General features: G+C 73.3%; 18 protein-coding genes. 13 read left to right on the top strand and 5 right to left on the bottom strand.

The genetic code is table 11. The annotated features are described in order from the left end of the window. Positions 1 to 157: 157 nt before the first annotated feature. From IF43_RS0118985 to IF43_RS41695, 4 genes are read right to left on the bottom strand one after another with little or no spacing between them, the layout of a single operon-like run. Positions 158 to 1438, bottom strand: coding sequence for an ABC transporter permease (locus IF43_RS0118985; protein ID WP_030201806.1), 1281 nt, complete (start codon positions 1436 to 1438; stop codon positions 158 to 160). Beyond that, a complete protein-coding gene (locus IF43_RS0118980; protein WP_051795615.1) occupies positions 1435 to 2151 on the bottom strand; it encodes an ABC transporter ATP-binding protein in 717 nt (238 codons plus the stop codon). Before IF43_RS0118980 ends, IF43_RS0118985 begins: the two co-directional genes overlap by 4 nt. Continuing rightward, positions 2148 to 3677 carry a hypothetical protein gene (locus tag IF43_RS43510; RefSeq protein WP_037889114.1) on the bottom strand — a complete coding sequence of 510 codons (1530 nt, stop codon included), beginning with the start codon at positions 3675 to 3677 and terminating at the stop codon, positions 2148 to 2150. The genes IF43_RS0118980 and IF43_RS43510 overlap by 4 nt, the downstream gene beginning before the upstream one ends. Next, on the bottom strand, positions 3674 to 4129 hold the full coding sequence (locus IF43_RS41695; protein WP_158939397.1) for a hypothetical protein: 456 nt from the start codon (positions 4127 to 4129) through the stop codon (positions 3674 to 3676). Before IF43_RS41695 ends, IF43_RS43510 begins: the two co-directional genes overlap by 4 nt. Before the next feature lie 213 nt (positions 4130 to 4342). On the opposite strand from IF43_RS41695, the gene IF43_RS0118960 reads away from it, so the two are divergent. Further along, complete coding sequence (locus IF43_RS0118960) at positions 4343 to 4756, top strand: peptidase inhibitor family I36 protein (RefSeq protein ID WP_051795613.1); 414 nt, start codon at positions 4343 to 4345, stop codon at positions 4754 to 4756. A 23-nt stretch (positions 4757 to 4779) separates the two neighbouring features. Further along, positions 4780 to 5790 (top strand): hypothetical protein, encoded by a 1011-nt coding sequence (locus IF43_RS38155; RefSeq protein ID WP_051795611.1) that lies wholly within the window; start codon positions 4780 to 4782, stop codon positions 5788 to 5790. 115 nt (positions 5791 to 5905) lie between these two features. On the opposite strand, the gene IF43_RS0118950 is transcribed toward IF43_RS38155, so the two are convergent. After that, positions 5906 to 6754, bottom strand: a complete 849-nt coding sequence (locus tag IF43_RS0118950; protein WP_030201787.1) for a C40 family peptidase — start codon at positions 6752 to 6754, stop codon at positions 5906 to 5908. Between the two features lie 952 nt (positions 6755 to 7706). Here IF43_RS0118950 and IF43_RS0118945 point away from each other — a divergent pair. Genes IF43_RS0118945 through nuoK form a run of 11 tightly spaced genes read left to right on the top strand, consistent with a single transcriptional unit; the run spans position 7707 to position 18443 of the window. Further along, positions 7707 to 8066 carry an NADH-quinone oxidoreductase subunit A gene (locus IF43_RS0118945; protein ID WP_030201784.1) on the top strand — a complete coding sequence of 120 codons (360 nt, stop codon included), beginning with the start codon at positions 7707 to 7709 and terminating at the stop codon, positions 8064 to 8066. 10 nt (positions 8067 to 8076) lie between these two features. Then, a complete protein-coding gene (locus IF43_RS0118940) occupies positions 8077 to 8631 on the top strand; it encodes an NADH-quinone oxidoreductase subunit B family protein (RefSeq protein ID WP_030201780.1) in 555 nt (184 codons plus the stop codon). Then, positions 8628 to 9353 carry an NADH-quinone oxidoreductase subunit C gene (locus IF43_RS0118935; protein WP_030201777.1) on the top strand — a complete coding sequence of 242 codons (726 nt, stop codon included), beginning with the start codon at positions 8628 to 8630 and terminating at the stop codon, positions 9351 to 9353. The genes IF43_RS0118940 and IF43_RS0118935 overlap by 4 nt, the downstream gene beginning before the upstream one ends. Beyond that, positions 9353 to 10714, top strand: a complete 1362-nt coding sequence (locus tag IF43_RS0118930; protein WP_030201773.1) for an NADH-quinone oxidoreductase subunit D — start codon at positions 9353 to 9355, stop codon at positions 10712 to 10714. The genes IF43_RS0118935 and IF43_RS0118930 overlap by 1 nt, the downstream gene beginning before the upstream one ends. After that, entirely contained in the window at positions 10711 to 11451 is a 741-nt protein-coding gene (nuoE, locus tag IF43_RS0118925) for an NADH-quinone oxidoreductase subunit NuoE (protein WP_030201772.1), read from the top strand. Before IF43_RS0118930 ends, nuoE begins: the two co-directional genes overlap by 4 nt. Continuing rightward, on the top strand, positions 11451 to 12818 hold the full coding sequence (gene nuoF / locus IF43_RS0118920) for an NADH-quinone oxidoreductase subunit NuoF (RefSeq protein WP_030201769.1): 1368 nt from the start codon (positions 11451 to 11453) through the stop codon (positions 12816 to 12818). Before nuoE ends, nuoF begins: the two co-directional genes overlap by 1 nt. Continuing rightward, complete coding sequence (locus IF43_RS0118915) at positions 12815 to 15325, top strand: NADH-quinone oxidoreductase subunit G (protein WP_030201766.1); 2511 nt, start codon at positions 12815 to 12817, stop codon at positions 15323 to 15325. Before nuoF ends, IF43_RS0118915 begins: the two co-directional genes overlap by 4 nt. After that, the gene (nuoH, locus tag IF43_RS0118910) at positions 15322 to 16689 is read left to right on the top strand and encodes an NADH-quinone oxidoreductase subunit NuoH (protein WP_030201763.1); all 1368 of its coding nucleotides are present in this window, start codon (positions 15322 to 15324) and stop codon (positions 16687 to 16689) included. Before IF43_RS0118915 ends, nuoH begins: the two co-directional genes overlap by 4 nt. Beyond that, positions 16682 to 17305, top strand: coding sequence for an NADH-quinone oxidoreductase subunit NuoI (gene nuoI, locus IF43_RS0118905; protein ID WP_030201760.1), 624 nt, complete (start codon positions 16682 to 16684; stop codon positions 17303 to 17305). Before nuoH ends, nuoI begins: the two co-directional genes overlap by 8 nt. Further along, on the top strand, positions 17302 to 18147 hold the full coding sequence (locus IF43_RS0118900) for an NADH-quinone oxidoreductase subunit J (protein ID WP_030201757.1): 846 nt from the start codon (positions 17302 to 17304) through the stop codon (positions 18145 to 18147). The genes nuoI and IF43_RS0118900 overlap by 4 nt, the downstream gene beginning before the upstream one ends. Next, on the top strand, positions 18144 to 18443 hold the full coding sequence (nuoK, locus tag IF43_RS0118895; RefSeq protein ID WP_030201756.1) for an NADH-quinone oxidoreductase subunit NuoK: 300 nt from the start codon (positions 18144 to 18146) through the stop codon (positions 18441 to 18443). The genes IF43_RS0118900 and nuoK overlap by 4 nt, the downstream gene beginning before the upstream one ends. The last annotated feature ends 9 nt before the right edge of the window (positions 18444 to 18452 follow it).

Raw genomic sequence — 18452 nt, 5'->3', positions numbered from 1 at the left:
GGGGGTCCGGGGGCGGAGCCCACGGTTTCGGGAAGGGGCGGGGAGGGGAGCCGGCCCCGCAGGGCAACGGCCCGCGGGCGGGCGGCGGGCGGGCGGGCGGCCGGTCGGGCCGGAACCGGCCCGGGACCCGACCGGCCCGGGCCCGGCCCTGGACCGGTCAGCGGCGGAGGGCTTCGGCGGGGGCGACGCGCGCCGCCCGCACCGCGGGGTGCACCCCCGCGAGGAGCCCCACCCCCAGCCCGACCAGCGGCGCGAACCCCACGACGTACCCGGGCACGACGGGGGTCCACGACCGCACGACCGCGACGAGCACCACCGTCACCACCCCCACCGACGTCCCCACCAGCCCCCCCAGCGCACCGAGCACCCCCGACTCCGCCAGGAACTGCGCCGCCACGTGGCGCCCCCGCGCCCCCAGCGCCCGTCGCAGCCCGATCTCCGCGCGCCGCTCCAGCACCGCCACCAGCGTCGTGTTGGCGATCCCGACCGCGCCGATGACCAGGCACACCGAGGCCAGCAGCAGGAACAGCGCCCCCAGGTCCGAGGTCACCGTGGTCCGCAGGGCCCGCGGGTCGGGCGGCGGCACCGCCCGCAGGTACTCGGGGTGGTCGGGCCGCAGCGCGACCGGCGCGAGGGACGCCACCTGCCGCGCCGCGCCCAGCTGCGTGGCGATCAGCATGCGCGCGCTCCCCGGCGCGGGCGGCCCCCACAGCTCCTCGGCGGTGGACCGCGGCACCAGGACGGACAGCAGCGCGTCCGGCTGCCGGCGTACGTCGGCCAGGATCCCGGCCACCAGGAACGGCTCGCCCCCGATGCGCACCGCGGGCCGGGCCGCGAGCGTGGTGATGCCGAGCCGGTCGGCGACCCCGGGGCCGATGACGGCCACCCGCTGCCGGGTCCGCTCGGCGAACCCGTCGTACAGCCGGCCCTCGCGCAGCCGCGGGACGGTCGCCCGGACGGCGCCGGGCGAGGCGGCGAGCACGGGGGCGCTGGCATCGCCGCCGGCCCCGTCGCCCGCGTCGGCGCCCGTTCCGGTGCCGCCCGCACCGTCCCCGCCCGGCCCCGGCAGCCGTACGGGCCACCAGACGCCCGCGTCGCGGATGCCGGCCAGCACGCCGATGCGGCGCTCCGCGTCCGCGGGGAAGCCGGGTCCGGCGAACCCGTCCTGCTGCACGGCCACGTCCTCGACGGTCACCGCGGTGGCGGTGAGCGCGTCGAACCGCCCGTCGATGCGGGCCGCGAGGGTCGCCGTCAGCCCCAGTACCGCCACCAGGCTGCCCACGCCGAGCACCGTCCCGAGCGCGGTGAGCGCCGCGCGGCCGGGCCGGCGCAGGATCCCCGCGAAGGCCTCGCCGAACAGGTCGCGGACGGTCATCCGGGTGCGCTCGGCGCCCCCGGTGTCCCGGTCCGTCCCGGGCCGGGTCGCGGTCGTCGTCATGTCCCCACCCGCCCGTCGCGGATGGTCAGGGTCCGGTCGGCCCGGGCGGCCACGGCCGGGTCGTGGGTGATGACGACCACCGTCATGCCGGCGGCGTGCAGTCCCTCCAGCAGCCCGAGGACGGAGGCCGCGTTGGCGGAGTCGAGGTTGCCGGTCGGCTCGTCGCACAGCAGCAGCGACGGCCGCCCGGCGAGGGCCCGGGCGATGGCGACCCGTTGCTGCTCACCGCCCGAGAGCCGGCCGGGCGGGGCGTCGGTGCGGTGCCCGAGGCCGACGCGGTCGAGGGTGTCGCGGGCGTGCACGAGGCGTTCGGCGCGCGGGAGTCCGGTGTAGAGCCGGGCGAGGGCGACGTTCTCCAGGGCGGTGAGGTGGGGCAGCAGGTGGAAGGCCTGGAACACGAACCCGATGCGCCGGCCCCGCAGCGCGGTGCGCGCGGCGTCGCCGAGCGCGCCGGTGTCGATCCCGTCGAGGAGGTACCGGCCGCGGGTGGGGGAGTCGAGCAGCCCGGCGACGTTGAGGAAGGTCGACTTCCCGGAGCCCGAGGGGCCGACGACCGCCACGAACTCCCCACGCCGGACGGCCAGGTCGCAGTCCGCCAGTGCTTCGACGGGCGGCGGCCCCGGGTACGTGAGGCCGACGCCGCGGAACTCGATGACGGGGGCCCCGGCCGGGGCGGCGGCGCCGGGGGCGGCCCGGCGCCGCAGCAGCCTCATCGGGGCGCTCCCGGGGCGGTGCCGGTGACGACCCGGGTGCCGGGGACGAGGGCGCCCGGCACGGCGGGGGCCACCTCGACGAACCCGTCGCCGGTGGTGCCGGTGCGCACCTCGACCCGGCGCGGGTCGCCGGCGGCGTCGACCGCCGTGACGACCGTACGGCCGTCGGCCCCGGCCGACACGGCGGTGACGGGCACGACCAGGGCGGGCCCCTGGGTGGCGGCGGCCTCGACGGTGAGCCGGACGTCCTGCCCGGCGAACTCGGCGGGCAGCGGGCGGTCCGGGCGGACCACCATCCGGTAGCCGAGGTCGACGGGACCGCCGCCGGCGCCGTCCCCCGGGCCGGTGCCCGCGCCCGGGTCCGCCGCCCCGGCGGCGGACGGGGGCCGGCCCGTGGTCCGCTCGGTGGCGACCAGCCGGACCGTGCCGCGGACGTCCTTGCCGGCGGCCTCCGAGGACACGGTCACGGGCTGCCCGGGCCGCAGCAGCAGCCGCTTGTCGTCCTTGAGGTAGGCCTCGACCACGAGTTCGCCCGCGGAGAGGGTGAGGACCGGACCGGTGGCCGGTGCGCCGACGGCGGCCGCGATCCGGCTGACCCGGGCGGGGAAGGACCGTACGTAGACCACCTCGGCGGCGGGCAGCATCGGCCCGGCGGCCGCCTCGGCCGCCGCCAGCTCGGCCCGCGCGGCGGCGAGCGTCTCGCGCGCCCGGGCCACCTCCCGGCGGAGGCTGCCCTTGGCCCTCCGCTCCGGCGCGCCCGCGCCCGGCCCGGGCGAGCCGGGCGAGCCGCCGGGGCCCGGGGAGCCGGGGGCGGTGGGCCGCCCCGGTCCGGGGACGGTCGGCGCGGGCGTACCCGGGCTGTCCGGCCCCGTGCCACCACCGTCCGGTGCGGCGGCCGCCGCCGCGACGGCCTCGGCGTCCTCCAGGGCCCACCGGGCGTCGCGCACCGCGGTACGGGCGGCCGCCACGGCGGCCCCGCCGTCCGCGACCGCGGGCAGGGGGTCGTAGCCGACGGCCCGGTAGTGCGCCGCCAGGGCGGCCTTCGTGCCGGCGCCGAACACGCCCGCCGGGTCGCCGCCCGTGGGGTGGCCCAGCCCGCGCAGGGCCCGCTGGAGCTGCGCCACGTCGGCGCCCACGGCCCCCGGGCGCAGGTCCCGGTAGCCGGGGAGGGCGCCGGGCAGCGCGCACACGGGCCGGCCCGAGACCTCGGCCACCACCTGCCCGGCCCGCACCGGTGCCCCGGCCGCCACCGGCAGCCGGGTCACCACGGCCCGGCCCTCGCCGCCCTGCGGGGCGACCTGCACCGTCTGCCCCGCCACCACGGTGCCGCGCATGACCACGGTCTCGGCGAGCACCCGGCGCTCCACCTCCGCGAGCAGCGGCCCCTGGGGCGGGGGCCCGGTCTCGGCGGCGAGCTGGGCGGGGGACTTCACGAACGCGGTGGCCAGCAGGCCGCCGGTGGTCATCAGGGCCGCCCCGGCGGCGATGCCGAGTACCGCGCGCCGTCCCCGGACGAGCGTGCTCATCCGCCCAGGACGCCTTCCCCGTCGTCGCTCCCGCCCGGCCGCCGGCACTTGCGCAGCTGCTCGGCGTACGTCGTCTTCAGGCTGTGCACCTGTTCCCGGGTCAGCTTCGTGTCGTCGAACTCGCCCGTGACGGGTTTCGGGTCCGGGTACCAGGTGACGCCCTCGCGGCGCATGCAGGCGGTCTCCTCGCGGGCCGCGGCCATCTCCTCGGGCGGGACCGGCTGGGGGCTGGGCGGCGGGGGCAGGAGGGCGAAGCAGGCCTTCTCGGCGGCCGCGACCTCGTCCGGCGGCTGGGACTTGTCCAGCCGGGGGGCTCCGGAGTCCGTGTGCCAGATTTCCAGCCCCTGCCCTTTCAGACAGTCGTAATACGCGATTTCCTCCGCGGTCGGCGGCGGACCGTCGCTCTCCGCAGGGTCATTCCCACCGGTACACGCGGCGAGCGAAAGGGACATAAGGAGGACGGCAGTCGCAATTCGCGGCCGCATCGGGGCGCTTGGCATGGACGTGAAGGTTATGAGGGGATTCCAGGGTGCCCCAGACGACTATCGGCCAACCTCGAAAGCCCGCTTGTGCGCGGATAGCGCAGCCCGTTTAATCCCGGGGCGGCACTGCCGTGTCACGCGATGCCTGTGAGCCCAAAAACCCCCAACGGTGAGGAATAGGCGATGAATCAGACACTTCGCAGACTGGCTTCCGCTTCGGTCGCGGCCGCCGCCCTCGGCGCCGTCGCGCTCGCCGCCGCGACCCCCGCGGCCGCCTACGCGAAGAACGGCTACCTGGAGGCCGACGAGTTCGGCCTCTATTACGAATCCGGCACCGTCGGCTGCGTATTCGACCTGAGCGGCGCGGACGTGAACTTCACCGACGACGCGTTCCGCGGCCCGTCCGGTTGCCTCGGATACGGGCGCAACGTCAACGACAACACGGAGTCCTACCGGAACCGCGACGTGGTCACGTGGGAGGTCTGGACCGACACGTACTACGACGGAAGTCTGGGCTACATACCCAAGGGGTATAGCGGGGACGCGTCGAGCACGTTCAAGAACCGGATCTCGTCGTCCGTCTACAAGTTCGGTTGATCGGCCGGACGGAAAGCACGCGCATGAGCAGGAATTTCCCGGTCCGCGCCCGCCCCGTCCCGGCGGGCCTCGCGGCCGCCCTCACCGCCGTCCTCGTGCTGACCGGCTGCTCGGGGTCGGGGCCCGGCGACGCGGAGGGGGCGGCCGAGCCGCCGCTGGGCACCGTGGCGGTCAATCCCGCCACCGCCTCGCTCGCCCTCCCCCTGGACGCGTACCAGGACACGGCGGAGGAGAACCGGCGGATGGACGCCGTCCAGGACCGGCTCACGGCGCGCTGCATGGCCCGGTACGGCTTCGGGTACGCGGCACCGCCCGCCCCGCCCGCCCCGCCCGCCCCGCCCGCCCCCGCGGCGGCCGCGGCGGCCGCCGGGGACCGGCACCGGTACCTGTACGGCCTCGCCGATCCGGCGTACGCGGCGGCGCACGGGTACGACAAGGACGCCGGCGCGCCCCGACCGCCCAAGCCGCACGGGCCGCCGCTCGGCGACAGCGCGTACACCGTGATGTACGGCGAACGGCCGGGCGTCCCCGGCACGTCGGGCCCGGACCCGCGCACCCAGGAGGAAGCGGACGAAACGCCCAGCGGGATCACGGTGGGCGGCCGACCGGTGCCGCCGGGCGGCTGCCAGCGCGAGGGGTACCGCAAGCTCTACGCGCCCGCCAAGGACAGCGTGGACCTGCTGTACGCGTTCGGGCTGGCCTCCGAGGCGCACACCCGGGCCGGACGGGACTCGCGGGTGCGGGCCGTGCTCGCGAAGTGGTCGGCGTGCATGGCGCGGGGCGGCTACCCGGACCTGCCGGGCCCGTACGACGTGCAGCGCAGGCTCGGCCTGGCGGCGGACCCGGGCGGACCCCGGGCGGTGCGGGCGGCCGTGCGCGACGTGGCGTGCAAGCGCGAGGTCAACCTGGTCGGCGTGTGGGCGGCGGCCGAAGCGGCCTACCAGCAGCGCCTGATCGAGGAGCACGCCGAGACGCTGGCCCTCTACGCGCGGCAGCGCGAGCAGCGGTTCAGGCTGGCCGCCACGTTCGCCTGAGGGCCGGGCCGCGCCGGACGCGTCCGCGCCGGCACGCCGGAGGCCGCGCCGGACGTGCCGGAGGGCCGGCACTCCGCCCCCGAGCGGGGGAGTGCCGGCCCTTCCGGTCCGTGCGTCAGAGGACGCGCACGGCGCCCGACGGGGCGTCGTAGCTCAGCGAGCGCTCGACGATGCCCGTGCTGGGGTTCTGCGCGCCCACGAACTTGCCGCCGCCGATGTAGACGGCCACGTGGTAGGCGCTGCCCGCGCCGCCCCAGTACAGGATGTCGCCGGCCCGGAGGTTGCTCAGCGAGACCTGGGTGCCGGCCGTGGACTGCTCCTGCGAGGTCCGCGGCAGGGAGATGCCCGCCTGCCGGAACGCGGCCTGGACCAGGCCCGAGCAGTCGTAGGCGGAGGGGCCGGTGGCACCCATCACGTACGCCTTGCCGACCTGGGCCAGTGCGAAGTCGACGATCGCCGCGGCGGAGCCGGTGGCGGTGCTCGACGATCCGGAGTCCGAGGAGCCGGAGTCCGAACCGGAGCCGGAGGAGCCCGAGCCCGAGTTCCCGGTCAGCTTGGTGCGGGTGGAGGTGCGGGAGGCGCGCTCGGCGGCGGCCTTGCGCTCGGCCTCCGCCTTCTTCTCCGCCTCGGCCTCGGCGCGGGCCGCGGCCTTGGCCTTCCTGGCCTCGGCGGCGGCGCTCTTCTCGGCGGCGTGCTCGTGGGCGGTGAGCTCGCCGTCGAGGGCGGCCGCGAAGGTGGCGTCGGCCGACTCGGTCACGGCCGAGGAGACGTCGGCGGCCACGTCCAGCTTGAGGACCGGCATCTCCTGAGTGTCGGTCACCGGCTCGGAGGCCGGGGCCGCGCTCGCCGGCCCCGTCATCGCCAGGGTGCTGAGGACGCCACCGGCAACTCCGGCGCGCACCGCGAGCCTCGCGAGGCGGGGGCGGGGCTTCCGGTGGCTGGGTATGTGAGCGGTATGGGACATGGGGACAACCGCTATCAGCCGTTCGCGGTTCCCTTCAAGAAACGTGGTCTCCGCCACAGTTGGCCGCGCCGTGGCGCGAACCGGGCGTGTCGGATGGCTCATTGACGCCGTAACGGACGAATCGGACAGTCGCCTGCAAGGCTCTGATCTTTGCCTTTGATCAATACGCCCGAATTGCCCCGGCGCCTACCATCCGACGGCACCGATGGCCAAGCCCCCTTTCGCGGAAGCGAATTCCGCGTGGTCGAGCTCACAGGACCGTCACGTTTGCGCCACTGCGGACGAGTTCGGTGCGGGGGTCCGGGCGGGCCGGCGTGCGAGCCGCCCGCCTGCCGCCCGCCGCCTGCCGCCCGCCGCCTGCCGCCCGCCGCCCTCCGCCCGCCGTCGGCCGCCCGTCACCGTCCGCCCGCCTGCCGCCACCCCGCCGCCTGCCGCCGTCGTCCACCCGACGCGCGCTCGTGAACCGGTGCACGCGGTCCCGCTCGCCGTTGCCGCGGATGCCCCGGGGCGCACCGGACCCCGGTGCGCGGTGATCACCGCGGCCCCGACGCATCGGCGTCCACTCGCGTACGCACGGACTCCCCCTGCCGGGCGACGCGGGTTCCTATACCACTGCGGTACCCCGTGGGCCAATTTGCGTGCAGGCTCCATCGTTTGATAGTACGCCCCCACCCCCACCTGCGAAAACACCCTCGGATGTCACCTATGGTGACCACTTGTGTGCTTCCGGTATGAAGATCACCCCTGATCGGGCTTCATGATCCTTCGTCTCGTGGTGGAGATCACAAACTCGGTCCTGTTACCCGTGTCGCAGATCACAGACGGGCGGGCATAAGATGCGCAGCAGTCCGGCTTGTGAACTGCCTCACATGTGCATGATCTTCGCGAGGTGGGACATCCCCGTCGGGCTCAGCGGTCGAACGGTCAAGGACGACTGGAAGGAGCGGGGAGCGTGAATGCGTACGCGCCCATCCTCGTGCTCGGCGCCCTCGGGGCAGGGTTTGCGATCTTCTCCGTGGTCATGGCCACGCTGATCGGCCCCAAGCGCTACAACCGGGCGAAGCTCGAAGCCTACGAGTGCGGCATCGAACCCACCCCGGTTCCGGCCGGCGGGGGCCGCTTCCCCATCAAGTACTACCTGACGGCGATGCTCTTCATCGTCTTCGACATCGAGATCGTCTTCCTCTACCCCTGGGCGGTCACCTTCGACGCCCTGGGGATCTTCGGGCTCGTCGAGATGCTGCTCTTCGTGCTCACCGTCTTCGTCGCGTACGCGTACGTGTGGCGGCGCGGCGGCCTGGAATGGGACTAGGGGCTCACACATGGGACTCGAAGAGAAGCTGCCGAGCGGCTTCCTGCTGACGACGGTCGAGCAGGCCGCGGGCTGGGTGCGCAAGGCCTCCGTCTTCCCGGCCACCTTCGGACTGGCGTGCTGCGCCATCGAGATGATGACCACGGGCGCGGGCCGCTACGACCTCGCCCGCTTCGGCATGGAGGTCTTCCGCGGCTCGCCGCGCCAGGCCGACCTCATGGTCGTGGCGGGCCGGGTGAGCCAGAAGATGGCGCCGGTGCTGCGGCAGGTCTACGACCAGATGCCCAACCCGAAGTGGGTCATCTCCATGGGCGTCTGCGCCTCCTCCGGCGGCATGTTCAACAACTACGCGATCGTCCAGGGCGTGGACCACATCGTCCCGGTCGACATCTACCTGCCCGGCTGCCCGCCCCGCCCCGAGATGCTGATGGACGCGATCCTCAAGCTCCACCACAAGATCCAGACCTCCAAGCTCGGCGTGAACCGGGAAGAGGCGGCCCGCGAGGCGGAGGAGGCGGCCCTCAAGGCCCTCCCCACCATCGAGATGAAGGGGCTGCTCCGGTGAGCGAGACCCACGAGCCGACGCCCGAGAACGGCAACAACGTTCCTGCCCCGCGCGACGCGGGCGGCGAGGTCATCGGCGTCCGCAAGGGCATGTTCGGCGCCCGCGACGGCGGCGACACCTCCGGGTACGGCGGCCTGGTCCGACCGGTCGTGCTGCCCGGCGCTTCCAGCCGGCCGTACGGCGGCTGGTTCGACGAGGTGGCCGACGAGCTGGAGGGGGCGCTGGAGGAGCAGGACCTGCTCCCGGCGAACGCCATCGAGAAGACGGTGGTCGACCGCGGCGAACTGACCTTCCACATCGCCCGCGAGCACCTCGTGCGCGTCGCCCGCACCCTGCGCGACGACCCGGCCCTGCGCTTCGAGCTGTGCACGGGCGTCTCCGGCGTCCACTTCCCCGAGGACAAGGGCCGCGAGCTGCACGCCGTCTACCACCTGCGCTCGATCACCCACAACCGGTTGGTCCGCCTGGAGGTCTCGGCGCCCGACGCCGACCCGCACGTGCCGTCCCTGGTCGAGGTGTACCCGACCAACGACTGGCACGAGCGCGAGACGTACGACTTCTTCGGCCTCGTCTTCGACGGCCACCCGGCGCTGACGCGGATCATGATGCCGGACGACTGGCAGGGCCACCCGCAACGCAAGGACTACCCGCTCGGCGGCATCCCCATCGAGTACAAGGGCGCCCAGATCCCGGCTCCCGACCAGCGGAGGTCGTACAGCTGATGTCCACCTCGAACCACACCTCCGACCACGCGGCCGACGCCGCCGCCGAGAGCGCGGCGGCGCGCGAGACCACCGAGGGCACCGTCTACACGGTCACCGGCGGCGACTGGGACGAGATCGTCGCCTCCGCGGCCAAGGCCGACGACGAGCGCATCGTCGTCAACATGGGCCCCCAGCACCCGTCCACCCACGGCGTCCTCCGCCTCATTCTGGAGATCGAGGGCGAGACCGTCACCGAGGCGCGCTGCGGCATCGGCTACCTGCACACCGGGATCGAGAAGAACCTCGAGTTCCGCAACTGGACGCAGGGCACGACCTTCGTGACGCGCATGGACTACCTGACGCCGTTCTTCAACGAGGCCGCGTACTGCCTCGGCGTGGAGAAGCTCCTGGGCATCACCGACCAGGTCCCCGACCGGGCCTCGGTGATCCGCGTCCTGCTGATGGAGCTCAACCGGATCTCCTCGCACCTGGTCTGCATCGCCACCGGCGGCATGGAGCTGGGCGCGACCACGATCATGATCTACGGCTTCCGCGACCGCGAACTGATCCTCGACGTCTTCGAGCTGATCACCGGCCTGCGGATGAACCACGCGTTCATCCGCCCCGGCGGCCTCGCCCAGGACCTGCCCCCGGGCGCCGTCGACCAGCTCCGCGACTTCGTGAGGACCTTCAAGAAGAACCTGCCGGAGTACGACAAGCTCGCCACCGGCAACCCGATCTTCAAGGCCCGCATGCAGGACGTCGGCTACCTCGACCTGGCCGGCTGCATGGCGCTCGGCGCCACCGGCCCGATCCTGCGCTCCGCGGGCCTGCCGCACGACCTGCGCAAGTCCGACCCGTACTGCGGCTACGAGACCTACGAGTTCGACGTGCCGACCGCCGACAGCTGCGACTCCTACGGGCGGTTCCTGATCCGCCTGGAGGAGATGCGGCAGAGCCTGCGGATCGTCGAGCAGTGCCTGGACCGGCTGGAGCCCGGCCCGGTCATGGTCGCCGACAAGAAGATCGCCTGGCCCGCCCAGCTCGCCCTCGGCCCCGACGGCCTGGGCAACTCGCTCGACCACATCAAGAACATCATGGGCACCTCCATGGAGGCCCTCATCCACCACTTCAAGCTGGTGACCGAGGGCTTCCGCGTGCCGGCCGGCCAGGTGTACACCGCCGTCGAGTCCCCCAAGGGCGAGCTCGGCGTGCACGTGGTCTCCGACGGAGGCACCCGCCCCTACCGGGTCCACTTCCGCGACCCGTCCTTCACCAACCTGCAGGCCATGGCGGCCATGTGCGAGGGCGGCCAGGTCGCCGACGTCATCGTCGCCGTCGCCTCCATCGACCCCGTGATGGGAGGCGTCGACCGATGACAGACGTCAGCCTGGGGATGCCCCAGCTGCCCGCCCCCGACTTCCCGGCCGAGGTCCGCGCCCGGCTGGAGGCCGACGCGGCGGAGGTCGTGGGCCGCTACCCCGACAGCCGCTCCGCGCTGCTGCCGCTGCTGCACCTGGTGCAGTCGGAGGAGGGGTACGTCTCCCGCACCGGCATCCGCTTCTGCGCGGAGGTACTGGGGCTGACCACCGCAGAGGTCACCGCGGTCGCGACCTTCTACACGATGTACCGGCGCAAGCCGTCGGGCGAGTACCAGGTCGGGGTGTGCACCAACACCCTGTGCGCGGTGATGGGCGGCGACGCCATCTTCGAGGAGCTGAAGCAGCACCTCGGGGTGGGCAACAACGGGACCACCGAGGACGGCAAGGTCACGCTGGAGCACATCGAGTGCAACGCGGCCTGCGACTTCGCCCCCGTCGTGATGGTCAACTGGGAGTTCTTCGACAACCAGACCCCGGGGTCCGCGAAGGACCTGGTCGACGACCTGCGCGCGGGCCGCCCGGTGTCGCCGACCCGGGGCGCGCCGCTGTGCACGTACAAGGAGACGGCGCGCATCCTGGCCGGCTTCCCCGACGAGCGCGAGGGCGCCGTCGCGGCGAGCGGCGGCGCGGGCCCCGCCTCCCTGACCGGGCTGCGCCTGGCCCGCGGCGAGGCGGCCCCGCACAGCAAGGTCGTGCACCCGCGCGGCGAGGCCGCGGGCGAGGAGGGGGAGTGATGACCGTGACCGCCGAGTCCAACGACGGGGGAACCTCCCAGCCGGGGGCCGGGAACGCCGACAAGCTGTTGGCGCCCGTGCTCTCCGCGTTCTGGGACGACCCGGAGTCGTGGACGCTCGAGACCTACCGGCGCCACGAGGGCTACGAGGGCCTGCGCAAGGCGCTCGCGATGTCCCCGGACGACCTCATCGCGTACGTGAAGGACTCCGGACTGCGCGGCCGCGGCGGCGCCGGCTTCCCGACCGGGATGAAGTGGCAGTTCATCCCGCAGGGCGACGGCAAGCCGCACTACCTCGTCGTCAACGCCGACGAGTCGGAGCCCGGGACCTGCAAGGACATCCCGCTCCTCTTCGCCAACCCGCACTCCCTCATCGAGGGCATCGTCATCGCCTGCTACGCGATCCGCTCCGAGCACGCCTTCATCTACCTGCGCGGCGAGGTCGTGCCCGTCCTGCGCCGGCTGCACGAGGCGGTGCGCGAGGCGTACGAGGCGGGCTACCTGGGCGAGAACGTCCTCGGCAGCGGCCTGAACCTCCAACTTACGGTGCACGCGGGCGCCGGCGCGTACATCTGCGGTGAGGAGACCGCGCTGCTCGACTCGCTCGAAGGGCGCCGCGGCCAGCCCCGGCTGCGTCCCCCGTTCCCCGCGGTCGAGGGCCTCTACGCGTGCCCCACCGTCGTCAACAACGTCGAGTCCATCGCCTCGGTTCCCGCGATCCTGAACCGGGGCAAGGACTGGTTCAAGTCGATGGGCACGGAGAAGTCCCCGGGCTTCACCCTGTACTCGCTGTCCGGGCACGTGGCCAACCCCGGCCAGTTCGAGGCCCCGCTCGGGATCACCCTGCGCCAGCTGCTCGACATGAGCGGCGGGATGCGGCCCGGGCACCGGCTGAAGTTCTGGACCCCGGGCGGCTCGTCCACCCCCATGTTCACCGACGAGCACCTCGACGTGCCGCTCGACTACGAGGGCGTGGGCGCGGCCGGCTCGATGCTCGGCACCAAGGCCCTGCAGTGCTTCGACGAGACCACCTGCGTGGTCCGCGCGGTCACCCGGTGGACCGAGTTCTACGCCCACGAGTCCTGCGGCAAGTGCACGCCGTGCCGCGAGGGCACGTACTGGCTGGTCCAGCTGCTGCGCGACATCGAGGCCGGCAAGGGCGTGATGTCCGACCTCGACAAGCTGAACGACATCGCCGACAACATCAACGGCAAGTCGTTCTGCGCCCTCGGCGACGGTGCCGCCAGCCCCATCTTCTCCTCGCTCAGGTACTTCCGCGAGGAGTACGAGCAGCACATCACGGGCGGGGGCTGCCCCTTCGACCCGGCGAAGTCGACCCTGTGGGCCGACACGGAGGTGACCGCATGACCGTGACCGGCAACGCCCCGGCCGGAGGGGGCGCCGCGGCGGTCCCGCCGCAGGACCTGGTGTCGCTGACCATCGACGGGGTCCAGGTGTCCGTACCGAAGGGCACCCTCGTCATCCGCGCCGCCGAGCAGATCGGCGTGGAGATCCCGCGGTTCTGCGACCATCCGCTGCTCGACCCGGCCGGCGCCTGCCGCCAGTGCATCGTCGAGGTGGAGGGCCAGCGCAAGCCGATGGCCTCCTGCACGATCACCTGCACCGACGGCATGGTCGTGAAGACCCAGCTCACCTCGCAGGTGGCGGACAAGGCGCAGCGCGGCGTGATGGAGCTGCTGCTGATCAACCACCCGCTGGACTGCCCGGTCTGCGACAAGGGCGGCGAGTGCCCGCTGCAGAACCAGGCGATGTCGCACGGCAACGCCGAGTCCCGCTTCGAGGGGCGGAAGCGGACGTACGAGAAGCCGGTGCCGATCTCCACGCAGGTGCTGCTGGACCGCGAGCGGTGCGTGCTGTGCGCGCGCTGCACCCGCTTCTCCAACCAGGTCGCCGGCGACCCGATGATCGAGCTGCTGGAGCGCGGTGCGCTGCAGCAGGTCGGCACCGGCGAGGGCGACCCGTTCGAGTCGTACTTCTCCGGGAACACCATCCAGATCTGCCCGGTGGGCGCCCTGACCTCGGCGGCGTACCGGTTCCGCTCCCGCCCGTTCGACCTGGTCTCCTCGCCGAGCGTGTGCGAGCACTGCGCGGGCGGCTGCGCCACCCGCACCGACCACCGGCGCGGCAAGGTGCTGCGCAGGCTGGCCGCGGAGGACCCGGAGGTCAACGAGGAGTGGGTGTGCGACAAGGGCCGGTTCGGCTTCCGGTACGCCCAGCGGCCCGACCGGCTGACCACGCCCCTGGTCCGCAACTCCGCGACGGGTGAGCTGGAGCCGGCGAGCTGGCCGGAGGCGCTGGACGCGGCCGCGCGCGGACTGGCGGCCGCGCGCGGCCGGGCGGGCGTGCTGACGGGCGGCCGGCTGACGGTCGAGGACGCGTACGCGTACGCCAAGTTCGCCCGGACCGTGCTGGAGACCAACGACATCGACTTCCGGGCCCGGGTCCACTCGGCGGAGGAGACGGACTTCCTGGCCGCCACCGTCGCCGGGCGCGGCACGGACCTGTCGGGGACCGGTGTCACGTACGCGTCTCTGGAGCAGGCGCCCGCGGTGCTGCTGGCCGGCATCGAGGCCGAGGAGGAGGCCCCCGGGGTCTTCCTGCGGCTGCGCAAGGCCTGGCGCAAGCGCAAGCAGCGGACCTTCGCGCTGGCGCCGTTCGCGACCCGGGGCCTGGAGAAGGCGGGCGGCACGCTGCTGCCGGCCGCCCCCGGCACCGAGCCGGAGTGGCTGGCGGCGCTGGCGTCCCGGACCGGCCTGGAGGCGGGCGGCGAGGAGGCGGCCGAGGCGCTGCGGCGGCCGGGCGCGGTGATCGTGGTCGGCGAGCGGCTGGCGGCCGTGCCGGGCGGGCTGACCGCGGCGGTACGGGCGGCCGCGGCCACCGGCGCCGAGCTGGTGTGGATCCCGCGGCGGGCAGGTGAGCGGGGTGCGGTCGAGGCGGGCGCCCTGCCGTCGCTGCTGCCCGGGGCCCGGCCGGCCACGGACCCGCGGGCCCGCGAGGAGGTCGCGGCCGTCTGGGGCCTGGACGAGCTGCCGCACCGGTACGGGCGCGACACCGGCCAGATCGTGGAGGCCGCGGCCACCGGTGAGCTGGGCGCGCTGCTGGTCGGCGGCGTCGAGGTGGCGGACCTGCCGGACCCGGCGCGGGCGCGCGAGGCGCTGTCGGAGGCGTTCGTGGTGTCGCTGGAGCTGCGGCCGAGCGAGGTCACCGAGCGGGCGGACGTGGTCCTCCCGGTGGCGGCCGCGGCCGAGAAGGCCGGGGCGTACGTCAACTGGGAGGGACGGCTGCGGCCGTTCGAGGCGGCCCTCAAGCCCGACCAGATGACCCGGCCGTCGGCGCCGGCCGACGGCCGGGTGCTGCACATGCTGGCGGACGCGGACGGCCGCGCGCTGGGCCTGCCCGACGTGCACGCGGTGCGCGCGGAGCTGGACCGGCTCGGGCACTGGGCCGGGGAGCGGGCCACCGAGCAGTCCGCGGACACCCGGGCGGTGCCCCGGCCGGCCGCCGGCGAGGCGGTGCTGGCCGGGCACCGGCTGCTGCTGGACCTCGGCCGGCTCCAGGAGGGCGACGAGGCACTGGCGGGCACCCGGCACGAGGCGAGCGCCCGGCTGTCGGCGGCCACCGCGGCCGAGACGGGCGTCAAGGACGGCGACGCCCTGGCGGTCACCGGCCCGGCCGGCACCGTCGAACTGCCGCTGCGGATCACGCAGATGCCGGACCGGGTGGTCTGGCTCCCGCTGAACTCCGCCGGCGGCGGCGTCCTCTCCGACACGGGTGCCCAGCCGGGCTCCCTGGTCCGTATCGGCCCGTCCGTGGCGGACGGTGCCGGCGACACGACGCCGGAGGTGCGCGCGTGAACGCGGTACAACTCGCGGCCGAGGACCTTTCGCTCTTCGGCCGTGACCCCTGGTGGCTGGTCCTGCTGAAGGCGGTCTTCTGCTTCGCCTTCCTGATGGTGACCGTGCTCGTCTCCATCGTCATGGAGCGCAAGGTCGTCGGCTGGATGCAGCTGCGCATCGGCCCGAACCGGCACGGACCGTGGGGCTTCCTGCAGTCGCTGGCGGACGGCATCAAGCTGATGCTGAAGGAAGACCTGATCGTCAAGCGGGCCGACAAGGTCGTCTACGTCCTGGCTCCGGTCATCGCGGCGATCCCCGCGTTCATGGCGATCGCGGTGATCCCGTTCGGGCCCGCGGCCGACGAGGTCTCGATCTTCGGCGTCCGCACGACGATGCAGCTGACCGACCTGCCGATCGCGATGCTGTACGTCCTCGCGGTGGCCTCGGTCGGCATCTACGGCATCGTGCTGGCCGGCTGGTCGTCCGGGTCGACGTACCCGCTGCTCGGCGGCCTGCGCTCGTGCGCGCAGATGATCTCGTACGAGATCGCGATGGGCGCGGCCTTCGCCTCGGTCTTCCTCTACTCCGGCTCGATGTCGACCTCGGCGATCGTGGAGGCGCAGGCGGACCGCTGGTACATCGTGCTGCTGCCGGTGTCCTTCATCATCTACGTCGTCACGATGGTCGGCGAGACGAACCGGGCCCCGTTCGACATGCCGGAGTCCGAGGGCGACCTGGTCGGCGGCTTCAACACCGAGTACTCGTCCATCAAGTTCGCGATGTTCATGCTGGCCGAGTACGTCAACATGGTCACCGTCTCGGCCGTGTCGGTCACCCTCTTCCTGGGCGGCTGGCGGGCCCCGGCGCCGATCTCCACGTACTGGGAGGGCGCCAACCACGGCTGGTGGCCGCTGCTCTGGTTCGTCATCAAGGTGCAGCTGCTGCTGTTCTTCTTCGTCTGGGTGCGCGGCACGCTCCCGCGCGTGCGCTACGACCAGCTGATGAAGCTCGGCTGGAAGGTGCTCATCCCGGTCTCGGTGGTGTGGCTGATGCTCGTCGCCACCGTCCGGGCGCTGCGCAACGAGAACTACGACTTCGGCCGGATCGTGCTCTACGTGGGCAGCGCGGTGATCGTCGTGCTGCTGCTGTCCTTCGTCGCCGACCTCTTCCGCGACCGCAGGTCCAAGGCGGCGGAGGCCAGCGCGAAGGCCGCCCCGCCGGCCGCCTTCGACCCGATGGCGGGCGGGTTCCCCGTACCGCCGCTGCCCGGGCAGACCCTTCCGCCGGTACCGCGCCGACGGCCGCGCAGCGAGCGCGAGCTGATTGTCAGTGGCGGAACCAATACTGACAGTGACCGAGAGGAGGGTGCTGAGAATGTCTGACGAGAAGTGGCAGAACCCGGTGGCCGGCTTCGGCGTGACCTTCAAGGCCATGTTCAAGAAGCGGCTGACCGAGCAGTACCCGGAGCAGCCGAAGACCACCGCCCCGCGGTTCCACGGACGACACCAGCTCAACCGCCACCCCGACGGTCTGGAGAAGTGCATCGGGTGCGAACTGTGCGCCTGGGCCTGCCCCGCCGACGCCATCTACGTCGAGGGCGCGGACAACACGGAGGAGGAGCGCTACTCCCCGGGCGAGCGGTACGGGCGCGTCTACCAGATCAACTACGCCCGCTGCATCCTGTGCGGGCTGTGCGTCGAGGCGTGCCCCACGCGGGCGCTGACGATGACGAACGAGTTCGAACTGGCCGACGCCAGCCGCGAGTCGCTCATCTACACCAAGGAGCAGCTGCTCGCCGGCCTCACCGAGGGCATGGTCGAGGCGCCGCACGCGATGTACCCCGGCACGGACGACCAGGACTACTACCGGGGCCTGGTGACGGGCGCGGCGCCGGGGACCGAGCGGCAGGTGGCCGTCTCCAAGGGCGAGGGCCCGCAGGAGTCCGCCTCCACCTTCGGGCCCTCGGAGCCCGCGTCGGAGAAGGTGGTCGGCCGATGAGCGCGCTCCTGACGACCGCGGCCGGCGCCTCGGTGACCTCCACCGGCGAGGCCGTGCAGTTCTGGGTCCTCGGCACGGTCGCGGTGATCGGCGCACTGGCCACCATCCTGATGAAGAAGGCCGTGCACAGCGCACTGAGCCTCGCTGCGACGATGATCATCCTGGCGGTGTTCTACCTGGCCAACGGGGCGTACTTCCTGGGCGTCGTCCAGGTGATCGTCTACACCGGCGCGATCATGATGCTGTTCCTGTTCGTGGTCATGCTCGTCGGCGTCACCGCCGCGGACTCCCTGAAGGAGACCATCAAGGGTCAGCGGTGGCTGGCCGCCGCGGCCGGTCTGGGCTTCGGCATCCTGCTGATCGCGGGCATCGGGCACGCGGGGCTGACGTCCTTCACGGGCCTGGGCCGGGTCAACTCCGGCGGGCACGTCCAGGCGCTGGCCGAGCTCATCTTCACCAAGTACGTCTTCGCGTTCGAGATCACCGGCGCGCTGCTGATCACGGCGGCCGTCGGCGCGATGGTGCTCACGCACCGGGAGCGCACCGAGCGGGCCGCGACCCAGCGCGAGCTGGCCGAGCAGCGGGTCCGCGAGGGCAAGCAGCTCCCGCCGCTGCCGGCGCCGGGCGTGTACGCGCGGCACAACGCGGTGGACGTCGCGGGCCTGCTGCCCGACGGCACCCCGTCGGAGCTGACCGTCAACAAGACGCTGCGCTCGCGCGGCCAGGTCCGCGACGTCTCGGCGCAGGCGCTCAAGGACCTCAAGACGCTGGAGCAGCGGTCCGCGGAGCGGCTGGGCCGGGAGCTCGGCCAGGGCGCCGGGCGTGAGGAGGCGTCCAAGTGAACCCCGTCAACTACCTCTACCTCTCGGCCCTGCTGTTCACGATCGGCGCGGCCGGGGTGCTGATCCGGCGCAACGCGATCGTGCTGTTCATGTGCGTCGAGCTGATGCTGAACGCCTGCAACCTCGCGTTCGTCACCTTCTCGCGGATGCACGGCAACCTCGACGGCCAGGTCATCGCGTTCTTCACGATGGTCGTCGCCGCCGCGGAGGTCGTGGTCGGCCTCGCGATCATCGTGTCGCTCTTCCGTACCCGCCACTCGGCCTCGGTCGACGACGCCAGCCTGATGAAGCTGTAAGGGGTCGAT

Origin of the sequence: Streptomyces sp. NRRL S-87, from assembly GCF_000719335.1 — a bacterium.
Lineage (GTDB): Bacteria > Actinomycetota > Actinomycetes > Streptomycetales > Streptomycetaceae > Streptomyces.
The sequence above is the reverse complement of the archived record's forward strand: the minus strand, read 5'-3'. Positions and strand labels throughout refer to the sequence as shown.

Coding starts and splice junctions, on each gene's coding strand:
- nuoI (WP_030201760.1), top strand. CDS start 16,682: ATGTCTGACGAGAAGTGGCAGAACCCGGTGGCCGGCTTCGGCGTGACC.
- IF43_RS0118940 (WP_030201780.1), top strand. CDS start 8,077: ATGGGACTCGAAGAGAAGCTGCCGAGCGGCTTCCTGCTGACGACGGTC.
- IF43_RS0118950 (WP_030201787.1), bottom strand. CDS start 6,754: ATGTCCCATACCGCTCACATACCCAGCCACCGGAAGCCCCGCCCCCGC.
- IF43_RS0118900 (WP_030201757.1), top strand. CDS start 17,302: ATGAGCGCGCTCCTGACGACCGCGGCCGGCGCCTCGGTGACCTCCACC.
- IF43_RS0118985 (WP_030201806.1), bottom strand. CDS start 1,438: ATGACGACGACCGCGACCCGGCCCGGGACGGACCGGGACACCGGGGGC.
- IF43_RS38155 (WP_051795611.1), top strand. CDS start 4,780: ATGAGCAGGAATTTCCCGGTCCGCGCCCGCCCCGTCCCGGCGGGCCTC.
- IF43_RS0118915 (WP_030201766.1), top strand. CDS start 12,815: ATGACCGTGACCGGCAACGCCCCGGCCGGAGGGGGCGCCGCGGCGGTC.
- IF43_RS0118960 (WP_051795613.1), top strand. CDS start 4,343: ATGAATCAGACACTTCGCAGACTGGCTTCCGCTTCGGTCGCGGCCGCC.
- nuoE (WP_030201772.1), top strand. CDS start 10,711: ATGACAGACGTCAGCCTGGGGATGCCCCAGCTGCCCGCCCCCGACTTC.
- nuoF (WP_030201769.1), top strand. CDS start 11,451: ATGACCGTGACCGCCGAGTCCAACGACGGGGGAACCTCCCAGCCGGGG.
- IF43_RS0118930 (WP_030201773.1), top strand. CDS start 9,353: ATGTCCACCTCGAACCACACCTCCGACCACGCGGCCGACGCCGCCGCC.
- IF43_RS41695 (WP_158939397.1), bottom strand. CDS start 4,129: ATGTCCCTTTCGCTCGCCGCGTGTACCGGTGGGAATGACCCTGCGGAG.
- IF43_RS43510 (WP_037889114.1), bottom strand. CDS start 3,677: ATGAGCACGCTCGTCCGGGGACGGCGCGCGGTACTCGGCATCGCCGCC.
- IF43_RS0118980 (WP_051795615.1), bottom strand. CDS start 2,151: ATGAGGCTGCTGCGGCGCCGGGCCGCCCCCGGCGCCGCCGCCCCGGCC.